The 9,367-nt window shown below is 58.7% G+C and carries 14 protein-coding genes and 1 pseudogene; 4 read left to right on the top strand and 11 right to left on the bottom strand.

Annotation, left to right across the window (positions count from 1 at the left end):
- Positions 1 to 174: 174 nt before the first annotated feature.
- Positions 175 to 1,134 (top strand): transposase, encoded by a 960-nt coding sequence (locus tag ACLHZ1_RS20085; RefSeq protein WP_427263470.1) that lies wholly within the window; start codon positions 175 to 177, stop codon positions 1,132 to 1,134.
- A gap of 222 nt (positions 1,135 to 1,356) precedes the next feature.
- Here ACLHZ1_RS20085 and ACLHZ1_RS20080 read toward each other — a convergent pair whose 3' ends face one another.
- Complete coding sequence (locus ACLHZ1_RS20080) at positions 1,357 to 1,812, bottom strand: PilZ domain-containing protein (RefSeq protein ID WP_427263469.1); 456 nt, start codon at positions 1,810 to 1,812, stop codon at positions 1,357 to 1,359.
- 347 nt (positions 1,813 to 2,159) lie between these two features.
- Positions 2,160 to 2,534 carry a hypothetical protein gene (locus ACLHZ1_RS20075; RefSeq protein WP_427263468.1) on the bottom strand — a complete coding sequence of 125 codons (375 nt, stop codon included), beginning with the start codon at positions 2,532 to 2,534 and terminating at the stop codon, positions 2,160 to 2,162.
- Between the two features lie 410 nt (positions 2,535 to 2,944).
- Between ACLHZ1_RS20075 and ACLHZ1_RS20070 the strand changes: the two genes are divergently transcribed.
- On the top strand, positions 2,945 to 3,157 hold the full coding sequence (locus ACLHZ1_RS20070) for a hypothetical protein (RefSeq protein WP_427263467.1): 213 nt from the start codon (positions 2,945 to 2,947) through the stop codon (positions 3,155 to 3,157).
- 131 nt (positions 3,158 to 3,288) lie between these two features.
- Here the strand turns inward: ACLHZ1_RS20070 and ACLHZ1_RS20065 are convergent, their stop codons facing one another.
- The 3 genes from ACLHZ1_RS20065 to ACLHZ1_RS20055 form a co-directional block, all read right to left on the bottom strand.
- A complete protein-coding gene (locus tag ACLHZ1_RS20065; protein WP_427263466.1) occupies positions 3,289 to 3,813 on the bottom strand; it encodes an N-acetyltransferase family protein in 525 nt (174 codons plus the stop codon).
- Positions 3,814 to 3,882: 69 nt separating this feature from the next.
- Positions 3,883 to 4,257 (bottom strand): hypothetical protein, encoded by a 375-nt coding sequence (locus ACLHZ1_RS20060; RefSeq protein ID WP_427263465.1) that lies wholly within the window; start codon positions 4,255 to 4,257, stop codon positions 3,883 to 3,885.
- 71 nt (positions 4,258 to 4,328) lie between these two features.
- On the bottom strand, positions 4,329 to 4,580 hold the full coding sequence (locus ACLHZ1_RS20055) for a hypothetical protein (protein ID WP_427263471.1): 252 nt from the start codon (positions 4,578 to 4,580) through the stop codon (positions 4,329 to 4,331).
- A gap of 239 nt (positions 4,581 to 4,819) precedes the next feature.
- Between ACLHZ1_RS20055 and ACLHZ1_RS20050 the strand changes: the two genes are divergently transcribed.
- Positions 4,820 to 5,143, top strand: a complete 324-nt coding sequence (locus tag ACLHZ1_RS20050) for a hypothetical protein (RefSeq protein WP_427263464.1) — start codon at positions 4,820 to 4,822, stop codon at positions 5,141 to 5,143.
- A gap of 132 nt (positions 5,144 to 5,275) precedes the next feature.
- Here the strand turns inward: ACLHZ1_RS20050 and atcC are convergent, their stop codons facing one another.
- From atcC to atcJ, 4 genes are read right to left on the bottom strand one after another with little or no spacing between them, the layout of a single operon-like run.
- The gene (gene atcC / locus ACLHZ1_RS20045) at positions 5,276 to 6,175 is read right to left on the bottom strand and encodes a cold adaptation protein AtcC (protein ID WP_427263463.1); all 900 of its coding nucleotides are present in this window, start codon (positions 6,173 to 6,175) and stop codon (positions 5,276 to 5,278) included.
- Positions 6,176 to 6,186: 11 nt separating this feature from the next.
- A complete protein-coding gene (gene atcB, locus ACLHZ1_RS20040) occupies positions 6,187 to 6,954 on the bottom strand; it encodes a cold adaptation protein AtcB (RefSeq protein WP_427263462.1) in 768 nt (255 codons plus the stop codon).
- A 12-nt stretch (positions 6,955 to 6,966) separates the two neighbouring features.
- Entirely contained in the window at positions 6,967 to 7,494 is a 528-nt protein-coding gene (gene atcA / locus ACLHZ1_RS20035; protein WP_427263461.1) for a cold adaptation protein AtcA, read from the bottom strand.
- A 6-nt stretch (positions 7,495 to 7,500) separates the two neighbouring features.
- Positions 7,501 to 7,785 carry a cold adaptation protein ActJcold adaptation protein ActJ gene (gene atcJ / locus ACLHZ1_RS20030; RefSeq protein ID WP_427263460.1) on the bottom strand — a complete coding sequence of 95 codons (285 nt, stop codon included), beginning with the start codon at positions 7,783 to 7,785 and terminating at the stop codon, positions 7,501 to 7,503.
- 356 nt (positions 7,786 to 8,141) lie between these two features.
- Between atcJ and ACLHZ1_RS20025 the strand changes: the two genes are divergently transcribed.
- Positions 8,142 to 8,561 (top strand): EF-hand domain-containing protein, encoded by a 420-nt coding sequence (locus tag ACLHZ1_RS20025; protein ID WP_427263459.1) that lies wholly within the window; start codon positions 8,142 to 8,144, stop codon positions 8,559 to 8,561.
- 68 nt (positions 8,562 to 8,629) lie between these two features.
- Here ACLHZ1_RS20025 and ACLHZ1_RS20020 read toward each other — a convergent pair whose 3' ends face one another.
- Together ACLHZ1_RS20020 and ACLHZ1_RS20015 are read right to left on the bottom strand one after the other, a co-directional pair.
- On the bottom strand, positions 8,630 to 9,157 hold the full coding sequence (locus tag ACLHZ1_RS20020) for a protein disulfide oxidoreductase (RefSeq protein ID WP_427263458.1): 528 nt from the start codon (positions 9,155 to 9,157) through the stop codon (positions 8,630 to 8,632).
- A gap of 3 nt (positions 9,158 to 9,160) precedes the next feature.
- Positions 9,161 to 9,367: pseudogene (locus ACLHZ1_RS20015) on the bottom strand (hypothetical protein); the annotation flags it as partial.

Genomic DNA, 9,367 nt, shown 5'->3' with positions numbered 1-9,367 from the left:
TCGGCCTGTTTGAGGATGGCGATGATTTGGGCATCGCTAAAGCGTGATGTTTTCATGTAGAACCTCCTGCGTTCAAGATACGAGAAAATTCTACTTATGAGCACCCCAGGTTTTCGGGGGGATTACCGCGTAACCCTGTACTTGGCTTGAGGCGTCACTGTCGAGGGATGCGCCATGACCATTGCCCGTTCACGTCAAATCAGTTTGCAGGATACGCCTTACTACCACGTGGTCAGTCGCTGTGTGCGGCGGGCTTTCTTGTGTGGTGAAGACACCCATTCAGGTCAGAGCTACGAACATCGGCGCCAGTGGGTGGTCGACAAGCTGGGCCAGCTGTCGAGGCTGTTTGCCATCGGCATCTGCGCCTATGCAGTGATGAGCAACCATTACCACCTGGTGCTCAAGGTTGAGCCCGATACTGCCGCCAACTGGAGTGAAAGGGAGGTGGCCGAGCGTTGGGCTGCTCTATTTCAGTGGCCGCTATTGGTACGGCGCTGGTATCAGGGGGAAGCACTGATTGAACCGGAGCTGATAGTGGTGCAACAGTTGCTAGGGCTATGGCGAGAGCGGCTTCACTCCATCAGCTGGCTGATTCGACTGCTCAATGAAAGCCTGGCTCGCCAAGCCAATCAGGAAGATGGCTGCAAGGGACATTTCTGGGAAGGGCGTTTCAAGAGCCAGGCCCTGCTCACCGAATCGGCCCTGTTGGCTTGCATGGCTTACGTTGACCTCAATCCGATCCGGGCGGCGATTGCCGAGCGGCCCGAGCAGAGCGATTACACCAGTATCAAGCAGCGCCTTGATGACAAGCCCTCTTCTGAATCCTCATCCCCTCTACTGCTGCCGTTTGACAATTTTCACAATGAAGAGAAACTTGTCTGCTTACCCCATACCTTTACCGATTATCTGATGTTGGTAGATTGGACGGGGCGAGCTATCAGATTAAACAAGCGGGGATATATTCCATCTCATCTTGCACCCATTCTGGCGCGGCTCGGTCTGGATGAAACCCGGTGGTTGCGACAGGTGACGCTGTTTCGGCGGCGAGGTATCAGGGCGGTGGGGGATCATCAACATCGCCAGATGTTTGCACGGCATTGTGGCCAGCGGCGCTGTTATCAGCCCAGTGAATAGATAACCCTCAGATCCCCTCGCAACCATCATCTTCGCTTGCTACGGGTCGGTTAGCCTGTTGCTGGCGTCTACCTTTGCTCGGCCTCAGAGCGGTGTTTTGCCGTTTCTGCCTCCCACTGTTGATTGATGGGTCATGACAAAGGGCTGGGTTGATTTGGTTACGACTTGTCCAAAAAGGTGGGTGTCCCAGTTTTGCAGTTTTGTCCCAGTATTGGAAATACGTCATTTAAACAATGTGTTAGATAAGTTGCTCAGCATGGCGGCCTGCTCCTGAAAGTGGGGTAACTGAGGGGGAGAGATATAGATCTCCCACTGTAAAAAGATCTTTACAGGGGGGAACTTTTCCCACACCAGCCCGGTTCTGAATAGCGTTGGAAATAGGGGGTCAGGTGAAGAGCGAACGACCTTGGCACGCATCAAGTATCCTTGGTGTGTGGGGATGATTAATCTGTCTCCTGGTTTCAGTTGCGCTTTCCCCATGATCCCTGCCCCCCGAATACTGATATCACGAAGATTCATTCTCAAGGCCGGTCTCAAGGCATCAAACCAGTAGTTGTCTAAATTACACATGGTGACATAGCCCCCGCCGGACAGTACGAAGCGGGGATAACGGCGGGAGTCATAACCAAGAGGGATGACATCATCGACAGCATTCTTTGTCTGGGATCGAGAGCTCATAAAGATATCCTCAACTGGCAATTGTCATATCGCAATAATAATTGTGCCATTTCAGATGCTGGTTTACATTTATTATTATAATCTCAAGTTGTTGATTTTAATGGTTTTTTATCGCCCCCCTATTTGGGGTTGATCCAGTATAAGTTCCGGCATCGTCACTGTTGCTTGCCTCATTCCTCATCGACCCAGAGCCGCAGGTTTGATTAGTACAGCGTCACCAGACGTCTTGCGCCAACCGGTTGTTGCAATGTGGTTGGTGATATCCTTTTGCACCCCCTCCCATGAGGAGAGGGTGAGGGGAAATAGCTCTGGTGTGGAATCAACAAGGTGAATTGCACCGCCGCATCTTAGTGATCGAAATTCCACTCGATGGGCAGCTCAAGATCGAATATCAGCTGATCCCCGTCGAGGCGAAAGGCCAGGCTGGTCTGGTGCTGGTCGTATTCATCGATAAGCCGGCAGCTCTCGGCGAAGTTGGATTCGTAGTTGAGGCGGGCGCTGCCGCCGGTGCGAGCCTCATCGAGTTCGACCGCCAGCACCCGCAACGGGTCTTTCTGGCTGAGCTTGACCCGGCTGTCCCCCACGTCCACCAGCCGCTCCAGCAGGGGGAAGAAGTCTGGCTTGTGACCCTCGATGGCCAGGGCGATGGCCTGCTCCAGCTCGGCGCGGCTGGCAAGGGGGCCTGCCAGCCTGTAGCGGGTCTGTATCCTTTCCTGGGTCATGGTCTGCTCCTCTCGGGTGTTGCCTGTGACGGGGATGGTTCCGGCCTTGCTGGCGGCAGCGACTCGGGCCCTCGGGCGGGAAATACGGCCATTGTGCACCAGTTGATTCGCGCAGCGTAATCAGCAAGTAGGGTGCAATGAACAACGTGAATTGCACCGCTATTTATTACCCCTGTATTGTCGGTGCAATGCGCTGCGCTTATTGCACCCTACGTATGGCTGTAAAGGCGGTAGGCGGATTTTTCGGAATGGGATCAGACGTTCTCGAAGCTTGTTTTCACTGCCCTGCTGGCAACCCTTTTATCCCCCTTTGCCTATTGCCGCAGGTCAAGGAAATGGCCGATGAGGCCCCGCAAGTTGCCTCGGCTCGCTAATCTTGAAGGGAACAACACAGTGCCAGGAGGCCAAACATGGAAACGGAGAAAGCCATAGGGCTAATCGAGGCCCACGGGGCCTTTCACGGGGATCACTACAGCTTCAACAGCGACGAGTTCGTGCAGTGGTGCCAGCAGGATGCCCACCAGACCCTCAGCCTGGAGCAGGCCAATCACGAGCTTGCCCCCTTCTGCATCCGGGTCGGTTATACAGAGCCGAGCAGGTCGTGGCGTTACTATCTCACTTGACGGGACAAAGGAAAGGTGACGGTCTCGTCTTTTACTATGTGGGGATAATTGAGAAAGGAGCCGGCAGGTTCCTTTCTTGTTGTATCCCTGTGTTGCCTATTGCCTTCCGATGCTGCCCAAAGGTGGGCGCCTCAGTATTTTTCTCCCTGCGTGATGGTTGTGACATGCCCGCCGTCATAAGCAAGCGATGGGAGATGCTTCTGTCGGCACGACTCAACCCGTTGGGTGTAGTGATCAAAGGCGACAACTTTTTGATATCCCTGTGATTCGTAGAGGGCTTTTGCGGGCAGATTGGATGCGGCGGTAGCCAGCTTGACCGTCAGTGCGTCCGTCTCCCTGGCAAAGGTCGCCACCCGTTTTAGCAAGGCTCTCGCGATGCCTTGCTGGCGGGCCGAGGCTGCGACAAACAGATCGTTGAGATACCACATCCGCTTCATCGCAACGGATGAGAAGGCGGGGTAGAGCTGAATAAAACCAATCGCCTCGCCCGTCTCGCTGCGAGCCAGAAAGATAACAGACTCGCGGTTGGCAAGACGTTCGGCAAGGAAGGCGGCTGCAGCCATGGGCGATGGAGCCTGCCCATAAAATTGGCGATAGGCATCAAACAAGACGGTGAGATCTTCGATATCAGCGGAGGTTGCCTGGTGAATATGCATCCAATGTCCTTATCAGTACTCAAGGGCCGGCAGGGCGCAAAACACAAGGTGAGTCGCACCGCCGAAGTATTAATTATTGAAATTCCAGGTGATGGGCAGCTCAAGGTCGAAGACAAGTTCATCCCCTTCCAGGCGAAAGGCCAGGCTGATCTGGTGCTGCTCATATTGGTCGACGATGAGGCAGCACTCGAAGAAGTTGGACTCGTAGCTGAGCCGGGTCTGCCCCTGGGCACCACTCTGGTCAAGCTCGATGGCCAGCACCTGCGGCGGGTGCTCCTGGCTGAGGTTGACCGCGGGATTGCCCTCGTCCACCAGCCGCTCCAGCAGGGGAAAGAAGTCCTGCTTGTGGTGCTCTATTGCCCGGGCGATGGCCTGCTCCAACTCGGCCTGAGTGGCAAAGGGGCCTGCCAGCTGATATCGGGTCTGGATCCGCTCCTGGGTCATTTTCCTCTCCTCCTCGCTTGTGCCCGTTTCGGGCCTGTCGGTCACACCTTGTCAGATGCAAGCACAGCGCATCAGGCGGGAATGCGGCCGTTGCGCACCAGGGCCCGGCGGATGTTCTTGCACATCTTGCCGAAGCGGTTGAGCTCGTCGAAGCTGGGGGCGATGCCGCGGTCGATCTGGTATTGCCAGTAGCAGAGATCCGTATCCACCAGCTCCATCAGCTTCTTGGGGCAACCGATGCAGGTGTTGTCGGGCCCGCACTTGAAGGTATCCGGTTGATAGAGCGGGAATTCTTGTTTCACGGCGTCGATGATCTGCTGCATCGCGGTGATCCTGTCGGGTTTTCTGCTCACGGAGTTCCCCTGCGGTCGGTATGAGGGAGCCATTATATCCCTTACAAAAGGTGAGCCAATGACGCTTAGGGGGTAGCTTCGGCATGAAAGCCCCGTTGTTGCCTTTGTGCCTGTGTCTGCTGGCAGCATTCCCGCTGTTGTCTGGTGCCGTTTCGGGTGATGATGTGATTCCCGATTGAATCTTTTTTCCATGGACCTCCGGAGACACGATGAAACCATATGCCCCCTTGTTGCTCTGTACCCTGATATGGCAGGCAGAGGCCAGCCCGAACGAACCTGTGCAGGAAGGCACCCTGGCCAACCAGCAGCTGATCCAGGATGCCATGGTCGGAGTGGCGGGCTGGGTGGCCACCAAGGGCTGTGAGGCGCCGGAGCGTTTCGTGCCCGTGGTGCTGCAGCTCCCCAAGGGGGAGCCGGGCAGCCGCTACTGGCAGGAGCGCTGGACGGTGACGGGTTGTGGCAGCGACTATCCGGTGGTGATCGATTTTCGCGAGACGGGAATGGGCAGCGCCATGTGGACCATTGCCCGATGATGCCGGGGACGGCGTGGCAAGGCGGGCCCCGGCATCATAGGGTGACAAGGACTGCCTGCTGCCAGCGGCACAGATGACAACGCCCGGCAAGCCGGGCGTTGGGTAAGGACGGCATGAGGGCGCACACCCGCCCTAGAAGTCGTGGTAGAGGGGCCAGCCGAGCAGGGGGTGCCTGAGGCCTGCGCGCATCTCCATGTTGTCGAGCTTCTCCGGCGAGGCGTTCTCCCGTTGCAGCTGCTGGTACTGGCGCACAAAGCCCAGGGTGTGCAGCAGGTTGGGCACGAAGCCCGGGCTCAGCTCCTGGCGCAGGGCCTCGGCCATGTCGGCGGGCAGCTCGCCGAGCATCAGGGCCAACTGGGTGGCCAGATAGTCGGTGTCATACCAGGCCTCCTGCAGCACAGTTTCCCGCAGCCGGCGCTTGAGATCCTGCTTCACCTTGAGGGGGGCGGCGCCGCTGCCCTGACCGCAGAGGATGCGGTAGAGCAGGGCCTCGGCCAGCTTGTCCTCCATGGTGGGGTGATCGCTCTCGCAGGCGAAGAAGTGGCTCTCCAGCAGGCCCATCAGGCGGCTCTTGTTATGCTCGGCCAGGGCCTTCTCGTACTCCTGCCACCCTTGCCACTCCTCGATGTCGGGGGGGCTCGAGATCTTGTCCAGCAGGCGGGCATCCACCTCGCCATAGAGGCTGTTGCCGGTCTGCTTCGGGCTGACGGCGATCAGCATGGACCAGCCCTTCTGGAACGGCTTGATGGGCCCTTCCGGGGCCTGCAGCAGGGCCAGCGCCTTGGCCGGATCGCGCCCGGAGAGCGCCAGCAACCCCAGGCTCACCACGCCGATGACGTCGTGGGCGGCTTGCTCGAGCAGGTGCATCTTGTACTTGTTGTAATACTTGTCGGCGAATTTCAGGCTCATCAGCACCGCCTTGCCCTTGATGGCGGCGAGCTGCTGGGGGCTCAGGAGTTCACGCTCGGCGCCAAAGCGCAGCACCTGGGTGAGGAAGGGGCCCTGGTTGGCATCGCGAATGACTAACTGCATGGCTGGGCTCCTTAATCCAGAAAGCTGAACATGTCGTCGACGTCGCCATATTCGTCTTCTTCGACCTTGTTCTTCTCTTTGGCCTGCATCACCAGCTCGGTGGCAAACTTGTTGATGATGCCGTCCCAGGTGCTGTTTTCGCTGCGCAGCAGCGCCTTGATGGCTTTCTCCACCTCGGGAGCCTGTTCACGGATCAGCATCAGCAGGCTGCGGGGATCGTCGAGGGCATAGTCGTGGGCATTCTCGCTCAGCTGGCGATCGCTGTAGGCGAGGGCCTCTTCCAGGTCTTCTTCCTCGGCGTGGAGGGGATCGTGGTAACCCTCGTCTTCCTCGAAGCGATCACCGCGATAGAACTCGATGAAGGGGATGGAGAGGTAGAAGAGGCCGGCGGGATCCTCGGCGATGCACTCCAGGATCTCGGCCTGTTTGGCTTCGCTCTCCTGGGTGCGGATCAGGTAGTTGAGGAAGTCGAAGGTGTGCTGCTGCAGTTCGTCGGCGTTGTTCTTGATGGCCTCTTCCCAGTAGAGGGGCTGCTGGCAGACGATGTCGCGGATCCGCTCCGGGGTCATCAGCTCACTGAGGATGGACGGGAAGGAGATGTCGTGCTGGCCGTTGATCTGGGTCAGGGTGACGATATCAATATTTTCAATGACTTCGGCCAGCTGTTCGTCGGACATCGTCATGGCGGCCAGCTCGAATTTCTCGCTCGCCTGCTTGGGCTCGACCACGGCCAGCTCTTTGATCTCGATGGCGGTCATTTCTATCAGACTGTTGTTCATGCATTGCCCCAATTAGAAACGTACTTCGTCGTACATGTCCTGATCGTCGTCGTCACCATCACCGTTGTAGTCGGCGTCGGCATCCTCCCCGTCTTCATCCTCGTCGCCCTGCAGATCAACGTCGTCATCGGCACGGCGGCCGCCGCGCGGCAGCGGGTTGTCCAGCTGGAACAGGACGGCGCAAGCCTCGATGAGCGTCTCTTCGCTCTGGGCCCGCACCGCTTTCACCAGCGGAAGATCGGCATTGTTGAACGCCACCGACACCTTGAACTCGTCCCATGAGGGTTGTACGCCGCTGGCGAGCCATTTGTTCCACTCGGCCTTCGTCTTGGGCGGGAACTGCACCCGGCCATAGAGGGCCAGCGGCAGGTATTCGGGCATGAATTCGAGCATGCTCATGTCCGCCAGCAGCAGTGTCTTCATCTTGCCGGTGAACTGCTCGAGCGCCTTGGGGTCGTCCTGATCCCGGTAGGATCCGATGTTCTCGCTGGCGTCACTCATCAGCGCTTTGATCCGCGCCTGGTCCCATCTCTTTTGCATAGCGCCTCAGGGGTAGTATTGGTCCCACATCTCCTGCATGGCAGAAGCGGGATCGGTCACGATGACGTTGTTGAAATCCTTGATGAAAGCGGCTCTCTTCCTGGGATCGGAGAGCACTTCATAAGCTTGCTTTATCTGGTGCAGCCTGGTGGCCGCCTGCTCTCTCTCTTCCTCGCTCGCCCCGAGCAGCTTGTCGGGGTGGTACTGGTTGGAGAGCCGTCGATACGCTTTCTTGATGTCGTTTTCGCTGGCGTTGGACTTGACGCCCAGCACCCGAAAGTAGTTGTTCATGGCAGATCCTGCATCACATCATCAGAGTCACTGTGCCGGCGCCTGATGATGGAGCGAGGACCAGGCACGGCAAAAAACCCGTCATTTTAACGGAAATCGTCCGGCGCTGCCATGAATAGGAGGCGATGCGCCGCCCGAGGCACGGCCGGGCCGGATCCGGGTTCGATGGGCGCGGCCTGTCGCACTCAGACGTGGACATCCGGCATGGGGGCTAGACTGACAGAGGGTACCCGCGATGAATGACACTTCATTGGTCCCGGCGCCACGTCGCCGGGCGAGCATGGGACAAGGGGCCTGCCAGGGCGATCTTCATCCGGACTCGGCAAGACCGGGCCCATCAAAAGGAATAGACCATCATGTTCAAACGTTATCTTCTGCCGCTGATATTGCTGGGCGGTGTCGCCATCGCCGCCGACGAGTACCTCGATGAGCCTTTGATGTTCATCAAGGGGGATATCACTCAGGCCCAGTTCATGGAAAGAGCCGAGCATCGCTTCACCGAACAGGACAGCAATGGCGACGGCACCCTGTCGGTCATCGAGAGGGAGGCGGCCATGGTCAGGATGCAAGAGGCGATGCAGCAATCGGGCAAGGCCATGCCGGGGCGAATGGCCAACATGAGGCCGAAGCAAGATCTGACCAAGGCGCAGTTCATGGAACGCCATGAGACCCTCTTCGCCCGCCTGGACAAGAATGGCGACGGCGTGCTCGACGAGGCCGAGCGAGCCAGCGCCAGGGGGCGGCTCGGGCAGGGCGCTATGGCGCCCGCGCAATAGGAGGTAGCCAGCCTACAGATAAAAAAGAGCCCGGTCGTCATACCGGGCTCTGTTTATGGTGAGGGGGCTCAAGCCAGCCAGCGGGCCCACAGCAGCCGCAGCTGCAAGCCCCAGGGACTGCTCCAGCCCGTGGTGCTGCTCACCACCTTGCCCTCCTTGATGATGAGGAAGCTGGGGGTGACGCTCACCTGCCAGCGGGCGGCAAGCGCCCCTCGCTCATCGTTGTGGGTGGGGAAGGTCAGTTCCTTCCTGGCCATACCCTGTTGCAGTCTGGCGTCGTCGCCGGAGCGCAGCGCCACCGTCAGCACGTTACCGCCGTCTTGCCAGAGCTGCTCCACCGCCGGGGTCGTGAAGCGGCAGACGGCGCACCAGCTGGCCCAGTAGTAGACCAGCAGTGGCCGCTCCCGGCTCATGGCCTGCAGGTCGGCCTGGGTGCCATCTTGCAGGATCAGCACAGGCAGCGGGCTGTCTTCTGGCAGCGCCGGGCTGCGCCACAGATCCAGCACAGTCGAGATGATCAGGGCAAACAGCAGCAGCCAGAGCGCCTCCTTGCCCCAGCGTCGCCAGCGGGATCTGGGGGTGAGTGTTTCTGTCATTGGTTACCCCTGTTTCGCCAGTTCAGTTTTCACAAGCTGTTCGAGCTGCTCATAGGGAAGCGCGCCCGGCACCAGCTGGTTGCCGATAAGCGTCGCCGGTGTGCCCTGCACCCCCAGGAGGGTACCGATGCGCTGACTGTATGGACGCAGCTCCACGGGTAGTTTCCTCATGTCCGCTTGGCCAGTTCGGCCTTCACCAATTGTTCGAGC

The sequence above is a fragment of the Aeromonas sobria genome, from assembly GCF_050266975.1.
GTDB lineage: Bacteria > Pseudomonadota > Gammaproteobacteria > Enterobacterales > Aeromonadaceae > Aeromonas > Aeromonas sobria_B.
The sequence above is the reverse complement of the archived record's forward strand: the minus strand, read 5'-3'. Positions and strand labels throughout refer to the sequence as shown.

What these genes read in the sequence shown, in the direction of transcription:
- atcA (WP_427263461.1), bottom strand. Translation starts at nt 7,494, where the DNA reads ATGCAAAAGAGATGGGACCAGGCGCGGATCAAAGCGCTGATGAGTGAC.
- atcB (WP_427263462.1), bottom strand. Translation starts at nt 6,954, where the DNA reads ATGAACAACAGTCTGATAGAAATGACCGCCATCGAGATCAAAGAGCTG.
- ACLHZ1_RS20080 (WP_427263469.1), bottom strand. Translation starts at nt 1,812, where the DNA reads ATGAGCTCTCGATCCCAGACAAAGAATGCTGTCGATGATGTCATCCCT.
- ACLHZ1_RS20075 (WP_427263468.1), bottom strand. Translation starts at nt 2,534, where the DNA reads ATGACCCAGGAAAGGATACAGACCCGCTACAGGCTGGCAGGCCCCCTT.
- ACLHZ1_RS20060 (WP_427263465.1), bottom strand. Translation starts at nt 4,257, where the DNA reads ATGACCCAGGAGCGGATCCAGACCCGATATCAGCTGGCAGGCCCCTTT.
- atcC (WP_427263463.1), bottom strand. Translation starts at nt 6,175, where the DNA reads ATGCAGTTAGTCATTCGCGATGCCAACCAGGGCCCCTTCCTCACCCAG.
- ACLHZ1_RS20050 (WP_427263464.1), top strand. Translation starts at nt 4,820, where the DNA reads ATGAAACCATATGCCCCCTTGTTGCTCTGTACCCTGATATGGCAGGCA.
- ACLHZ1_RS20070 (WP_427263467.1), top strand. Translation starts at nt 2,945, where the DNA reads ATGGAAACGGAGAAAGCCATAGGGCTAATCGAGGCCCACGGGGCCTTT.
- ACLHZ1_RS20065 (WP_427263466.1), bottom strand. Translation starts at nt 3,813, where the DNA reads ATGCATATTCACCAGGCAACCTCCGCTGATATCGAAGATCTCACCGTC.
- ACLHZ1_RS20055 (WP_427263471.1), bottom strand. Translation starts at nt 4,580, where the DNA reads ATGCAGCAGATCATCGACGCCGTGAAACAAGAATTCCCGCTCTATCAA.
- atcJ (WP_427263460.1), bottom strand. Translation starts at nt 7,785, where the DNA reads ATGAACAACTACTTTCGGGTGCTGGGCGTCAAGTCCAACGCCAGCGAA.
- ACLHZ1_RS20085 (WP_427263470.1), top strand. Translation starts at nt 175, where the DNA reads ATGACCATTGCCCGTTCACGTCAAATCAGTTTGCAGGATACGCCTTAC.
- ACLHZ1_RS20020 (WP_427263458.1), bottom strand. Translation starts at nt 9,157, where the DNA reads ATGACAGAAACACTCACCCCCAGATCCCGCTGGCGACGCTGGGGCAAG.
- ACLHZ1_RS20025 (WP_427263459.1), top strand. Translation starts at nt 8,142, where the DNA reads ATGTTCAAACGTTATCTTCTGCCGCTGATATTGCTGGGCGGTGTCGCC.